Origin of the sequence: Pseudomonas sp. KD5 (assembly GCF_012932895.1) — a bacterium.
GTDB lineage: Bacteria > Pseudomonadota > Gammaproteobacteria > Pseudomonadales > Pseudomonadaceae > Aquipseudomonas.
On sequence record NZ_JDWJ01000017.1, the window covers coordinates 54,326 to 68,468 of the forward strand.

At 59.7% G+C, this 14,143-nt stretch carries 13 protein-coding genes and 1 tRNA gene; 11 read left to right on the forward strand and 3 right to left on the reverse strand.

The features are described from left to right. The first annotated feature begins 26 nt into the window (after positions 1-26). On the forward strand, positions 27-3,773 hold the full coding sequence (locus AF70_RS27550) for a bifunctional diguanylate cyclase/phosphodiesterase (RefSeq protein ID WP_028940274.1): 3,747 nt from the start codon (positions 27-29) through the stop codon (positions 3,771-3,773). A gap of 15 nt (positions 3,774-3,788) precedes the next feature. Next, positions 3,789-3,865, forward strand: a tRNA-Ile gene (locus AF70_RS27555). 63 nt (positions 3,866-3,928) lie between these two features. Here AF70_RS27555 and AF70_RS27560 read toward each other — a convergent pair. Beyond that, entirely contained in the window at positions 3,929-4,114 is a 186-nt protein-coding gene (locus tag AF70_RS27560; RefSeq protein WP_007936539.1) for a hypothetical protein, read from the reverse strand. 125 nt (positions 4,115-4,239) lie between these two features. Then, a complete protein-coding gene (locus AF70_RS27565) occupies positions 4,240-4,434 on the reverse strand; it encodes a hypothetical protein (protein ID WP_019580723.1) in 195 nt (64 codons plus the stop codon). A gap of 450 nt (positions 4,435-4,884) precedes the next feature. On the opposite strand from AF70_RS27565, the gene AF70_RS27570 reads away from it, so the two are divergent. Continuing rightward, entirely contained in the window at positions 4,885-5,193 is a 309-nt protein-coding gene (locus AF70_RS27570) for a DUF3077 domain-containing protein (protein ID WP_019580722.1), read from the forward strand. A 70-nt stretch (positions 5,194-5,263) separates the two neighbouring features. On the opposite strand, the gene AF70_RS27575 is transcribed toward AF70_RS27570, so the two are convergent. Further along, positions 5,264-5,908: a peptidase M41 gene (locus tag AF70_RS27575; RefSeq protein WP_028940273.1), complete on the reverse strand. Its 645-nt coding sequence runs from the start codon at positions 5,906-5,908 to the stop codon at positions 5,264-5,266. A 138-nt stretch (positions 5,909-6,046) separates the two neighbouring features. On the opposite strand from AF70_RS27575, the gene AF70_RS27580 reads away from it, so the two are divergent. The 8 genes from AF70_RS27580 to pqqD all read left to right on the forward strand — a co-directional run bounded on the left by AF70_RS27580 (position 6,047) and on the right by pqqD (position 14,140). After that, complete coding sequence (locus AF70_RS27580; RefSeq protein WP_007980298.1) at positions 6,047-6,508, forward strand: Lrp/AsnC family transcriptional regulator; 462 nt, start codon at positions 6,047-6,049, stop codon at positions 6,506-6,508. Between the two features lie 217 nt (positions 6,509-6,725). Then, positions 6,726-8,408 carry an NAD(P)/FAD-dependent oxidoreductase gene (locus AF70_RS27585; RefSeq protein ID WP_028940272.1) on the forward strand — a complete coding sequence of 561 codons (1,683 nt, stop codon included), beginning with the start codon at positions 6,726-6,728 and terminating at the stop codon, positions 8,406-8,408. A gap of 12 nt (positions 8,409-8,420) precedes the next feature. Beyond that, a complete protein-coding gene (locus AF70_RS27590; protein ID WP_028940271.1) occupies positions 8,421-9,215 on the forward strand; it encodes a carbon-nitrogen hydrolase family protein in 795 nt (264 codons plus the stop codon). A 107-nt stretch (positions 9,216-9,322) separates the two neighbouring features. After that, entirely contained in the window at positions 9,323-11,761 is a 2,439-nt protein-coding gene (pqqF, locus tag AF70_RS27595; RefSeq protein ID WP_028940270.1) for a pyrroloquinoline quinone biosynthesis protein PqqF, read from the forward strand. 156 nt (positions 11,762-11,917) lie between these two features. Beyond that, positions 11,918-11,992, forward strand: a complete 75-nt coding sequence (gene pqqA / locus AF70_RS27600; RefSeq protein WP_009045898.1) for a pyrroloquinoline quinone precursor peptide PqqA — start codon at positions 11,918-11,920, stop codon at positions 11,990-11,992. Positions 11,993-12,076: 84 nt separating this feature from the next. Next, a complete protein-coding gene (pqqB, locus tag AF70_RS27605) occupies positions 12,077-12,988 on the forward strand; it encodes a pyrroloquinoline quinone biosynthesis protein PqqB (RefSeq protein WP_018928830.1) in 912 nt (303 codons plus the stop codon). A gap of 127 nt (positions 12,989-13,115) precedes the next feature. Next, entirely contained in the window at positions 13,116-13,868 is a 753-nt protein-coding gene (pqqC, locus tag AF70_RS27610) for a pyrroloquinoline-quinone synthase PqqC (RefSeq protein ID WP_007936521.1), read from the forward strand. Beyond that, positions 13,865-14,140 carry a pyrroloquinoline quinone biosynthesis peptide chaperone PqqD gene (gene pqqD, locus AF70_RS27615; RefSeq protein WP_019580716.1) on the forward strand — a complete coding sequence of 92 codons (276 nt, stop codon included), beginning with the start codon at positions 13,865-13,867 and terminating at the stop codon, positions 14,138-14,140. The genes pqqC and pqqD overlap by 4 nt, the downstream gene beginning before the upstream one ends. Positions 14,141-14,143: the final 3 nt, after the last annotated feature.

Sequence of the window (14,143 nt, forward strand, 5' to 3'; positions counted from 1 at the left end):
TCCCCCAAAGCCATAACGAGACCGTTATGCCCAGATGGTCGACCGTGCTTTTTTTGCTGTCGCTGATGACCTGGACCGCAACGGCTGGCGCGCTGACTCTGACCGACGAAGAACGTAGCTGGCTGGCGGCTCACCCGGAATTGCGCCTGGGCGTTGATGCGTCCTGGCCGCCGTTTGAGTTTCGCGACGATCATGGGCGTTATCAGGGCCTGGCAGCAGACTATATCAACGTCATCCGGCAACGGCTGGCCATCAAACTCACGCCCATCGAACCGGTCAGCTGGACTGAAGTGCTGCAGCAGGCCAAACAAGGCAAGCTGGACATCTTGCCGGGCATCATGTCGACCCCAGAACGCCAGACCTATCTGTCGTTTACCCGCCCCTACCTCGATTTTCCGATTGTCATTCTGGCCCACGTCGGAGGCCCCCAACCGCGCAAACTCAAAGACCTGTACGGGCTGAAGATCGCCGTGGTGGAAAACTACGCCCCCCATGAACTGTTGCGCACCCAGCATCCCGACCTGAATCTGGTGGCGATGCCCAATGTCAGCTCGGCATTGCAAGCGCTGGCTACCGACGAAGTGGACGCGGTCGTGGGCGATCTCGCCTCTAGTGTCTGGAGCCTGCGCCAGCTCAAGCTCGAAGGGCTCTACGTCAGCGGTGAGACGCCCTACCGCTATCAATTGGCGATGGCCGTCCCCCCGAACAATAAGCTGCTGGTCAGTATCCTGGACAAAGTCCTGGCAGACATGAGCCCGAGTGAAATCAGCGCCATCCAGGAACATTGGGTCGGTAACGTCCTGGATCATCGGACCTTCTGGTCCGACGTGCTGATTTACGGCCTGCCAGGACTATTGGCACTGATGATCGTGCTGGCAGTGGTGATCCGCATCAATCGCCGACTGAGTTCGGAAATTGCCCGCAGGGTCGACCTGGAACAGGAGCTGCGCAGCAGCGAATACCATTACCGTGGGCTGGTGGAGAGTCTTTCAGCCATCGCCTGGGAAGCGCAGATCAGCGATTACACCTACAGTTACGTGTCGCCCCACGCCCAGGACCTCCTCGGTTATCCCCTGTCCCATTGGCTGATTCCGGGCTTCTGGCGCAACATCATCCACCCCGCGGACCTCACCCGTGCCCAAGCCTTCTGCGACCGTGAAGTGGCGGCCGGGCGCGATCACAGCGTCGATTACCGGGTCATCACCGCTGATGGCCGCTGCCTGTGGGTCCGCGATATCGTCAGCCTGATCGAACACGGCCGTGAACCGGTCCTGCGCGGGCTGATGATCGACATCAGCGAAGCCAAGCGCACCGAAGAGGCGCTGCGCCTGTCGGAACAGAAGTTCGCCTCGGTGTTCCAGCAATGCCCGGATATTCTGGTGATCGCACGGCTTTCCGATGGCTGCCTGCTGGAAGTCAACGAGGCATTCGAGGAACAGATCGGCCTCAAGGCCGAAGACGTCATAGGCCAGACGGCCACCGACCTGAATATCTGGGGCGTTCCTGGCGTGGGACCGGGTTTGCTGCAGCGGTTGCAGGCCGGCAGTATCCGCAACCTGGAGATGCCCTTTCGCCGCAACAATGGCCAGGTGTTCACCGGCTTGATCTCCGCCGAGCCTTTCGACCTCGACACGACCCCGGCCCTGGTGGTGGTCGTGCGAGACATCAGTCAGCTCAAGGAAACCCAGCAACAGCTGCAAACCTCCGAAGAGAAATTCGCCAAGGCCTTCCACGCCTCCCCCGACGGCTTGCTGCTGTCCCGGCAGAGCGATGGCTTGCTGCTGGAGGTCAACGAAGGTTTCAGCCGTATTACCGGTTTCAACAGCGCAATGTCTGTGGATCGATCGGCCCTGGACCTGGGGATCTGGGTCAATCTCAACGAGCGCAAACAGATGCTCGAATTGCTGCACCGGGACGGGTTCGTCCGCGACTTCAGCTGCCACATCCGCCGCAAGGACGGGCAGATCCGGCTCTGCGAGGTTTCAAGCCGACCGTTGCCCATCGGCGATGAAGACTGCATGTTGACCATCGCCCGGGACATCACCGAGCGGCACCTGATGCAGGAGAAACTGCAGCAGGCCGCCACCGTGTTCGAAAGCACCGCCGAGGGTGTCTTGATCACGGATACCCAACAGCACATCAGCGCGGTCAATCGGGCCTTTACCGAAATCACCGGTTACAGCGAGACCGAAGCACTGGGCCACACCCCTCGCCTGCTCGCCTCGGGCCTGCACGACAGCGCCTTCTATGCGGCGATGTGGCATCAACTGACCGCCGAAGGTCATTGGCAGGGCGAGATTTCCAACCGGCGCAAGAATGGTGAGCTCTACCCAAGCTGGCTGACCATCAGCGCCGTGCGCAACCGGGACAAACTCATCACCCACTTTGTCGCGGTATTCGCGGACATTTCCAGCCTCAAGCACGCACAAGCCAAACTCGACTACCAGGCGCACCACGATCCGTTGACCGGCCTGCCAAATCGCACACTGTTCGAAAGCCGCCTGCTGACCGCGCTGAACAACCAGCAGGAAAACGGTGGCCAAGGCGCCGTGCTATTCTTGGACCTGGACCGTTTCAAACACATCAACGACAGCCTCGGCCACCCGGTCGGCGACCTGCTGCTCAAAGGCATCGCCGTGCGCCTCAAGGAGCAGTTGCGCGATATCGATACCGTGGCGCGGCTGGGTGGTGACGAATTCATCATCCTGCTCCCCGGCCTGCAACAGGCCAGCGATGCCGACAACATTGCCACCAAGCTGCTCAATTGCTTCAGCGCCCCTTTCCAGGCCGGCGAGCACGAGTTTTTCATCAGCGCCAGCATCGGCACCAGCCTGTATCCCAAGGACGGCTGCGACGTTGCCACGCTGGTCAAGAACGCCGATGCCGCGATGTATCGCTCCAAGGCCAAGGGCCGTAACCGGGTTGAAAGCTACACCCGCGACCTCACCGCCCAGGCCAGCGAACGCGTGGCACTGGAGCATGAACTGCGACGCGCCATCGAGCGCAATGAGCTGTTTTTGTACTACCAACCCAAAATCAGCCTCAAGGATCATCGGCTGGTCGGTGCCGAAGCGCTGATTCGCTGGCATCACCCGACCTTTGGCGATGTGCCCCCCGAGCACTTCATTCCCCTGGCCGAAGAAAACGGCATGATCCTGCAAATCGGTGATTGGGTATTGGAGACTGCCTGCCAGCAGATGTACGAGTGGAATCAGGTCTATGAGTGCCTCGGCCCACTCTCGGTCAACCTCGCGGGCGCTCAATTACGCCAGCCGAACCTGCTCGGCCGGATCGAGCAATTGCTCAAGGACAACCGCCTCAAACCCGATTTTCTGCAACTGGAAATTACCGAAAACTTCATCATGAGCCAGGCCGAGGAAGCACTAGCGGTCCTGCACCAACTCAAACGCCTGGGCGTGCAACTGGCAATCGACGACTTCGGCACCGGCTATTCGTCCCTGAGCTACCTCAAACGCCTGCCGCTGGACATCCTCAAAATCGACCAATCCTTCGTCCGCGGCTTGCCGGACGACCCGCACGACGCGGCGATTGTCCGCGCAATCATTGCCCTGGGCCGCAGCATGCAATTCACCGTCATCGCCGAAGGCGTCGAAACCCATGCCCAGCAACAATTCCTCACCACCGAAGGCTGCGAACAGATCCAGGGCTACATCGTCAGCCTGCCACTTTCCCCCGACGAATTCGCCGCGACGTTTCTTCGTATAGCCGTTTCAGACTTTTCGGATAGCACAGCCGAGAAACCATCGCTATAATCCGCGGCCTACTGAGGGCCTATAGCTCAGTTGGTTAGAGCAGAGGACTCATAATCCTTTGGTCCACGGTTCAAGTCCGTGTGGGCCCACCAAACAAGAAAGCCGCGCTAATGCGCGGCTTTTGGCTTTCTGAGATTGAGGTTTGATTTTAGGGTTCAGACCAGCCGAGCCACCAAGGCGACGACAGCAAAGGTCACCAGGGCCAGAGCGGCGCCGAGCCCGAACGGCAGTAGTATCGCTCGGGTCGCGGTGGGGGCCGGGCTACGCATGTCTTCAGCCAAGGCGGCCACGTCTCGGTGCAACTGCTCAATGCTGGCTTGAGTCGTGGGGGGTGTGGACATACTGCTTCTTCCTGTGTGGATCACGGGCTCTGCCTAATGCGCTTACCCTAGTTGGATACGGTGAGCTGCTCCGTGGCAAAACTCAAGTGCCGCCGATGATTGGCTGCGCTCTGACGGGCTCGGTATTAGAGCTTGGACCACAGCCCGACAGCGGCGACGAAGGCGGTGACCAGACCGACGCCCACCGCAAACGGATACCAAAAAGCTTCCTGTCTAAGCTTGCTTTCTTCGGCCATAAACTTGCGGGTCTCGGCCATGAATTTCCGGATTTCGACTTGGAGCTTATCGAGTTCCAGATTATCGCGGTCATTCTGTAGCATCAGTCATCCTGTCGGAGCTCGGGTCGCACCATGTGCGCTGCTCCGAGGCGGGTCGTGCGTCATTTTTCCTGTCTGCCGTCTAGGTTATATTTTGCGCAGATGGTGGGTTATCGGATGACGTCCGCTAACGTTGTAGGCAAACTCCGAGAATTGCGTAATGGGCGCATTTGGGCACTTTGCCGCCTTGTTGGGCTTTTCTTCGACGGGATACTCTCCAGACGTCGCTGCCAATGCAGCGATCGGGTGTGGTAACCCGGTGAAACCAGCACAACAGTGCACTCATTACGAATACAGGCAGTTTTTATGCCTGTGATCTTGATATGGCGGCTGTGCGTGGGACGCCCTCGGGCGTGCCGGTTTCCTTGGTTCCCGGTTTACCACCCTGCGTACAGCTGCCACCTTTTCGTGTGGTAACGAAAAGGGCAGCTCCTCGAACCCAGGAGTAGAACCATGACCAAAACAATTCCGCCCGCAGCTTCCGAACTGAAAACCATCGGCCTCACGCCCTTCACCTATTGCTCGGATCAGCCACTGTTCCACGTCAGCGCTGGCGTCCCCATCCTCGACGCATTGACTCAAACCTCCGACCTGCTATCCCTCGCCAAATCATTTGCCGAGGACGCAGCCTACGCAAAAGACACCGACCGCCACGCCTGGGCCGCGCACTATCTGACGGCGATGAGCAAAGCGGTGATTGATGATGTGGTGAAAGTGCTGACACCGCGACCTGCCCGGACGGCGACAGAGTCCGAGGAATAGCACCTGCACATTACTTGAAACACGCCCCGATTTTTCGGGGCTTCCAGATCGTGATCGGGAGTTCGGATGCTTAAGCCCAAACACTTAACGCTGGAATAGCCTGCACTGGCCCCAGCCGCTCAAGCACTTCACCGGTCAACACAACCTCATACGTATCCGCCGGCCTCCCCCACTGCTCCACAATGACCATGCGCTCCACCAAAAGTCCTGCCAATCCAGTAATCGTCTCGGCCAATTCTTCGACGATTTCTTGAGTGCGCAACCACAAGCGATCATTAATTTCTGTCAGCTCAGCAATGATGCGATCAGACGACGCTGGATCCGTATCGGGATAGGCGATGTTTCGAAGCAAGTACCGCAACTCTCTTATTTTTGCGTGATCCTGTTCCGCTCCAAACTCTCCTTTCAGGATGGCTGCCGCTTTCGACTTATCGACGCGTTTCTCGGGCGAATGTTTTGGAGGTAATGTCTGCGCCATGGCGCCGGCGCAGAGGACCATTATGCGGGCTTCCAAATGTTTCTTCATGGCTTCGAGCGACGAAATGGACCGCGTCAAGGTAATGGAGGCCCCGCCATGGTGCGTCAGGCCCATGGTCACTTTCAGGGTCACATCACCCGTTTCAAAACCCAGGGCTCGGGCTACGACGTAATGCCCCATTTCGTGATTGGCAATTTGCAATGCATAGTCGCGCAGAGCCGCAGGCATACCCTTCATTTCATCCCCTCGCTTCGCAGCTCCTGGTTACGCATTCGACTACGAGTGAGAAGTTTGTGTCCATCCAATTAACCCGTTGAGGGCATGGACTGCCTGTAATATGCCTGCCCATTGCTCTGTACCGCTGGAGATACCCCTTTGCCTGACACTCGCCCGCCCGTTCTCGACGAAATCGACCGCCAATTGATCGCCGCCCTGCAGATCAATGCCCGTGAAAGTGTGGCCATGCTCGCCCGGCAGCTGGGCATCGCCCGCACCACCGTCACTTCGCGCCTGGCACGGTTGGAAAAGGCCAAGGTGATCACCGGTTACGGTGTGCGACTGGGTCAGCGTGTGGTAGATGGCGGATTGCAGGCTTACGTCGGGATTACGGTGCAACCGAGGTCTGGCAAGGAAGTGCTGCGACGACTTAGCGCCATGGCTCAGGTGCAGCAGCTGTGTGCGGTGAGTGGCGAGTTTGATTATGTGGCGTGGTTGCGCACCGATTCGCCGGAGCAGCTGGATCAGTTGCTGGATCAGATTGGCAGTGTGGATGGGGTGGAGAAGACGACGACTTCGATCATCCTGAGCAGCAAGATTGATCGGGGGCAGCCGGTTTGAGGCCTTCGGTGTCTGGTCGGGACTCTTCGCGGGCAAGTCGGATCGCTGCACTGCTCACACCTACAATATGTAGTGATACATCGTCATATTGATAAAACAATTAGCAAAACGACGACACATTGCGTCTTATTAACGTGTTCTACGCTCTCTAGAATGGCTGCCATCTTTTCCTATACTCAGACGCGCATCCTGCGTCGGGTCGCCAGCAAGGCCAGCCATGAACAAGAACAATCGCCATCCTGCAGACGGTAAAAAACCAGTCACTATTTTCGGCCCGGATTTTCCTTTCGCCTTCGACGACTGGATCGAGCACCCGGCCGGCCTGGGGAGCATTCCAAAGCACAATCACGGCGCCGAGGTGGCGATTGTCGGGGCTGGCATTGCCGGTCTGGTGGCCGCCTATGAACTGATGAAACTGGGGCTCAAGCCGGTCGTCTACGAAGCCTCGAAAATGGGCGGTCGTCTGCGCTCCCAAGCGTTCAACGGTGCCGAAGGCATCATCGCCGAGCTCGGCGGCATGCGCTTCCCGGTGTCGTCCACTGCGTTTTACCACTACGTCGACAAGCTCGGCCTCGAGACCAAGCCCTTCCCGAACCCGCTGACCCCCGCGTCTGGCAGCACAGTGATCGATCTGGAAGGCAAAACCCATTACGCACAGAAACTGGCGGATCTTCCTGCACTGTTCCAGGAAGTCGCTGACGCCTGGGCCGATGCCCTGGAAGACGGTTCGCGCTTCGGCGAGATCCAGCAGGCGATCCGCGATCGCGACGTGCCACGCCTCAAGGAGTTGTGGAACACCCTCGTGCCGCTGTGGGACGACCGCACGTTCTACGATTTCGTCGCCACCTCCAAAGCCTTCGCCAAGCTATCGTTCCATCACCGCGAAGTGTTCGGCCAGGTCGGTTTCGGCACCGGTGGCTGGGACTCGGACTTCCCCAACTCGATGCTGGAAATCTTCCGCGTGGTGATGACCAACTGCGACGATCACCAGCACCTGGTGGTCGGCGGCGTGGAACAAGTGCCGCAAGGCATCTGGCGCCATGTGCCGGAGCGTTGCGTGCACTGGCCTGAAGGCACCAGCCTCAGCTCGTTGCACAACGGCGCGCCGCGTACCGGCGTGAAGAAAATTGCCCACGCGGCAGGCGGCCGTTTTGCGGTCACCGACAACTGGGGCGACACCCGCGAATACGCAGCGGTGCTGACCACTTGCCAGAGCTGGCTGCTGACCACCCAGATCGAATGCGACGAGAGCCTGTTCTCGCAAAAGATGTGGATGGCCCTGGACCGTACCCGCTACATGCAGTCGTCGAAAACTTTCGTGATGGTCGACCGCCCGTTCTGGAAGGACAAAGACCCGGAAACCGGCCGCGACCTGATGAGCATGACCCTCACTGATCGCCTGACCCGTGGCACGTACTTGTTCGATAACGGCGACGACAAGCCTGGGGTGATTTGCCTGTCGTACTCATGGATGAGCGACGCCCTGAAAATGCTTCCACAGCCAGTGGAAAAGCGCGTGAAGCTGGCGCTGGATGCGTTGAAGAAGATCTACCCGAAAGTCGACATCGCCGCGCGGATCATCGGCGATCCGATCACCGTGTCGTGGGAAGCCGACCCGCATTTCCTCGGGGCTTTCAAAGGCGCCCTGCCCGGTCACTACCGCTACAACCAGCGCATGTACGCGCACTTCATGCAGGACGACATGCCGCCCGAGCAACGCGGGATTTTCATCGCCGGCGATGACGTTTCGTGGACGCCTGCGTGGGTTGAAGGCGCGGTGCAGACCTCGCTCAACGCGGTGTGGGGCATCATGAAACACTTCGGCGGTGAAACTCACGCCGAAAACCCGGGTCCAGGAGATGTGTTCAACGAAATCGGTCCGATCGCCCTGCCCGAGTAAGAGGAATCCGAAATGCGCGTAGCCCTTTACCAATGCCCACCGCGGCCCCTGGATGTCCCAGGCAACCTGCAACGCCTGCATCAACTGGCGCTGGAGGCCAAGGGCGCGGACTTGCTGGTGGTGCCGGAGATGTTCCTGACCGGCTACAACATCGGCATAGACGCCGTCAGCGTGCTGGCGGAGGTGCACAACGGTGAATCGGCGCAGCACATCGCGCGCATCGCCAAGGCAGCCGGGATCGCCATTCTGTATGGCTACCCCGAGCGTACCGAGGACGGGCAGATCTACAACGCCGTGCAGTTGATCGACGCCAATGGCGAGCGGCTGTGCAACTACCGCAAGACTCATCTGTTCGGTGACCTCGATCACTCGATGTTCAGCCCTGGGCCGGATGAGTTTCCGTTGGTTGAACTCAATGGCTGGAAGCTTGGCTTTTTGATCTGCTACGACCTGGAGTTCCCGGAAAACGCCCGGCGTCTGGCGTTAGCCGGTGCCGAGCTGATCCTGGTGCCGACGGCGAACATGATTCCCTACGATTTCATCGCCGACGTCACCGTCCGCGCCCGGGCCTTCGAAAACCAGTGTTATGTGGCTTACGCCAACTACTGTGGGAGCGAGGGCGAGATCCAGTATTGCGGCCAGAGCAGCATCGCCGCGCCGGATGGCAGCCGTATCGCCCAGGCCGGTCTTGATGAAGCACTGATTGTTGGTGAGCTGGATCGCCAGCTGATGATTGATTCCCGCGCTGCCAATCGCTACTTCCTCGATCGCCGTCCCGAGCTTTACGGCGCGCTGAACAAGCGCTGATCCACTTAGGGGGCGTTCTCAATCAGTTTCCCCGGCGCAGTGTGGAAACTCATTGAGAACGCCCCCTAATCCGCTAGCATTAGCGCTTCTCTGTTCTGGAAGTGCTCATGCCTGCGCTGAATCACCCCCACCTTCACACTGAAACCCTGGCCAACGGTCTGCGGGTGACGCTGCGTCATGCTCCCGGTTTGAAGCGCTGCGCCGCGGCGTTGCGGGTCGCCGCCGGCAGTCACGACGTGCCACCGGCCTGGCCGGGGCTGGCGCACTTTCTTGAGCATTTGCTGTTCCTGGGTACGGAGCGCTTTCCTGCAGAGCAAGGGCTGATGGCCTACGTACAAGGTCATGGCGGGCAGGTAAACGCGCGAACCAGCGAACGGACGACGGACTTCTTTTTCGAACTGCCGCCCCAGGCGTTCAGCGCTGGGCTGGAGCGTCTGTCAGACATGCTCGCCCATCCGCGTATGAATCCGGATGATCAGCGGCGCGAACGGGAAGTGCTACACGCTGAATTTGTCGCCTGGTCGCGGGATGCCACAGCCCAACAGCAATTCGCGCTGTTCGATGGGCTCTCGGCGGCTCACCCGTTGCGGGCGTTTCATGCTGGCAACCGTTACAGCCTGCCGATTCCGCAGCCCGAGTTTCAGCAAGCGTTGAAGGACTTTTATCAGCAGTTTTATCAGACCGGGCAGATGACGCTGAGCCTGGCCGGCCCGCAGAGCCTCGAAGCATTGAAAGGGGCGGCGCAGGCGTTTGCCCTTGCCATTCCCGCCGGAGAAAAAGTCCCCCAGGCAAAGCCCAGCCTGTTGATGGATTCATCGGCCAATAGTTATCAACAGGCTGGAGAACGTCGACTGGATCTGCTGTTCACCTTCGAAGGGCTGCCCGACTCATCGCCCGAAGCGCTGGCATTCCTGTGCCATTGGCTGACCGCCGCAAAACCCGGCGGCCTGTTGGCGCAGCTGCGAGACAGCGGGCTGGCAGACAACCTGAAAGCTGCGCCGCTCTACTGCTACGCCGGGCAAGCCTTGCTGCACATCGAATTCACGCAGCCCGCAAACGCCACGCAATCGGGCAGCGTGATCCGCGAACGGCTTCTGGATTGGCTGGGCTTTTTTGCCTCCCGTCAGGATTGGGCCCAATTGCGCGAAGAATACGCAGCCCTGCAGCAGCGCCAACAACAAGTCAGCAGCGCCTTGCAACTGGTCCAACGGGACAGCGAGCAACTTGAACCAGGGTTGTCCGAACAGGGCGTTGTCGCCCTCAAGGCAATCCTGCAACAAATCGGCGCTGTGGATAACTTCACCGGCCAGTGGCAACTGCCGACCCCCAACCCGTTTTTGCGTACCGATACTCCAGCCCCGAATGCCGGCTTGATTCGCGGCCAGACCAGCGCCCACCGTGGCCTGCGGACCTTTGCCCAGGATCGCTCGCGCAGTCGCCGCGAACGTTCGCCGATGCAGTTCAGTCAGGCGTTGCCGGACAACACGGATGAAGGCGCGGTGTATCTGCGCTGGCGCCTGGAGTCCGCGCCTCACAACGGCCTACAGTCGCATCTGGAAAACAACCTGCTGCCGTTGCGCGAAGAGGCACGTCAGGCCGGTGTCGACGTTTCCTTCAGCGCATCGGGCAATGAATGGCTGCTGAAACTGACGGGCCTGCAGGAGCCGATGCCAACAGTCCTCGAACATGTGCTGAAAGCGCTGACAAAACCTGATGCGCGTTTCTCACAGGAAGAACCGACGGCCACCCCATTGATGCCGATTCGACAGCTGCTCAAGGCGTTGCCCGATCTATGCACTGAGCACACCGCAGCCTCGGATGACTTGCAGCAACTCTGGTCGAGTGCGCGCTGGGATGGCCTGGCGACCGGATTGTCGGCCCAGACGCAAGCGGCGATGGGGTTGGCCTTGAGTCGTGTGCAGGGAACGCCAGACCATCAATCGACATCACCTCTATCGATCGGCTCACAGCATCTCTGGAGCGCCGTCGATACCGGCTCCAGCGAACACGCGCTGTTACTCTTTTGTCCGACGGCAACCCATGACATCGCCGACGAAGCTGCCTGGCGCTTGCTCACACACCTGTGCCAGACACCGTTCTATCAACGTTTGCGGGTGGAGCTGCAACTCGGTTACGCGGTGTTCAGCGGCCTGCGCCAGATCAACGGTCAGACCGGGCTGTTGTTCGGCGTGCAATCGCCGAGCGTCGCGCCTCTGGACTTGTTGCAACACATCGAACAATTCCTCGGCGAGCTCGAAAGGATGATCGAAAGCATCGATGAGCTGACCTTCATCGCCCAACGCCAAGCCTTGGCCGATCAATTCGACAGCACCGCCCTGCCCAACACCCAGGCCGCCGAACTGCTCTGGCAAGGCAAACTGGCCGGCCACTCGTCGGATTATCTGGGCCTTCTACCTCAAGCGATTCTGATGATCGACCGCAAAGCCTTGCTGGCCGCGGCACAGCGACTGAATAGGGCCGAAGGTGGCTGGCGCTGTCTGGCCAGCGGACCTTGCCCGACTACGCGCTGGCAAGTGGCAAAATGATCATTACCGGCGCTGCAATTAGCTTTCTCAAAGATTCGCAGCCAATCGTTCTGTAATTTTGAGTAACATAGCCACCTAACTATCTGAACATCTCCGACTGGAGGTGGACTATATGTATAGGCCTCAACTGTCCCATCCACCTGAAGGAGCGCTCCTATGTCCTGGTCCAAACCTGCTTACACCGACCTGCGTATCGGCTTCGAAGTCACCATGTACTTCGCAAGCCGCTAAGCTCTGCCGTTTGGTAGAGAATGCAGTGCTACGCCTCGGCTTGCCGGGGCGTTTTTATTTTCAGTTTTCAATGATGGAGCGGCCATGTTTGTCCAGATTCTAGGTTCCGCCGCCGGCGGCGGTTTCCCCCAGTGGAACTGCAACTGCGCGAACTGCGCAGGTTTTCGCGACGGCAGCCTGCGGGCCGAAGCGCGTACCCAGTCGTCCATCGCGATTTCCGATGATGGCGTGAACTGGGTGCTGTGCAATGCTTCGCCGGACATCCGCGCCCAGCTCCAGAGTTTCGCGCCGATGCAGCCGGGACGCGCGCTGCGTGATACCGGCATCAGCGCAATCATCCTGATGGACAGCCAGATCGACCACACCACCGGCCTGCTCAGCCTGCGCGAAGGTTGCCCGCATCAGGTCTGGTGCACTGACATGGTCCATGAAGACCTGAGTACCGGGTTCCCGTTGTTCACCATGCTGACCCACTGGAACGGCGGGTTGAACTGGAACCGTATCGAACTCGATCAGAGCTTCACCGTCCCGGCCTGCCCGAACCTGCGTTTCACCCCACTGCCCCTGCGTAGCGCCGCCCCACCCTACTCGCCGCACCGCTTCGACCCGCATCCGGGCGACAACATCGGCCTGATCGTCGAAGACCTGAGCACCGGCGGTAAACTGTTCTACGCACCGGGCCTGGGCAAGGTCGATGCTCCACTGCTGAAGATCATGGCCAGCAGCGATTGCCTGTTGGTGGACGGTACGATGTGGGACGACGACGAGATGCAGCGCCGTGGTGTCGGCACGCGCACGGGTCGGGAAATGGGCCACCTGGCGCAGAACGGCCCCGGCGGCATGCTCGAAGTGCTGGAACAACTGCCCAAGCAGCGCAAAGTGCTTATCCACATCAACAACACCAACCCGATTCTCGATGAGGATTCGCCAGAGCGTGCGGAGCTGGCCCGTCGTGAAGTTGAAGTGGCTTATGACGGCATGAGTATTGTGCTGTAGCGGATGGCCTCTTCGCGGGCCAACCACGCTCCCACAAGGATAGCGCTATCTCTGTGGGAGCAGGCTTGCCCGCGAAGGCGTCAGAGCAGACACCAAAGAATCCACCGGTTGTTCCCGGAGAACCGCAATGACTGATACCCCAATGTCCCCCGCCGAATTCGAAGCGGCCCTGCGCGCCAAGGGCGCCTATTACCACATCTATCACCCGTATCACGTGGCGATGTATGAAGGCCGGGCGACGCGCGAGCAGATCCAGGGCTGGGTCGCCAACCGCTTTTACTATCAGGTGAACATCCCGCTCAAGGACGCCGCGATCCTGGCCAACTGCCCGGACCGCGAGATTCGTCGCGAGTGGATTCAGCGCCTGCTGGACCATGACGGCGCCCCCGGTGAAGACGGCGGTATCGAAGCCTGGTTGCGTCTTGGGCAAGCGGTCGGCCTCGACCCGGATCAGTTGCGCTCCCAGGAACTGGTGCTGCCCGGCGTGCGTTTCGCCGTGGATGCCTATGTCAACTTCGCCCGCCGGGCCCGTTGGCAGGAAGCCGCCAGCAGCTCATTGACCGAGTTGTTCGCGCCGCAGATCCACCAATCGCGCCTCGACAGTTGGCCGCAGCATTACCCGTGGATCGACCCGGCCGGTTACGAATATTTCCGTACGCGCCTGGGCCAGGCTCGCCGAGATGTGGAGCACGGTCTGGCAATCACGTTGCAGCACTACACCACGCGGGAAGGCCAGGAGCGCATGCTGGAAATTCTCCAGTTCAAACTGGACATTCTTTGGAGCATGCTCGACGCCATGAGCATGGCCTACGAACTGAACCGCCCGCCGTACCACAGCGTGACCGAACAGCGGGTCTGGCATAAAGGAATCACCTTATGAGTTTTGATCGCAGCAAAACCCCGACCTGGCGTCCCGGCTACCGTTTCCAGTACGAACCGGCGCAAAAAGGCCATGTGTTGCTCTACCCCGAAGGCATGATCAAACTCAACGATAGCGCCGCGCTGATCGGCGGTTTGATCGATGGCCAGCGAGATGTTGCGGCCATCATCGCCGAGCTCGACAAACAGTTCCCCGGCGTGCCCGAGCTCGGTGACGACATCGAGCAATTCATGGAGGTCGCCCGTGCTCAGCACTGGATCGAACTTGCCTGATTC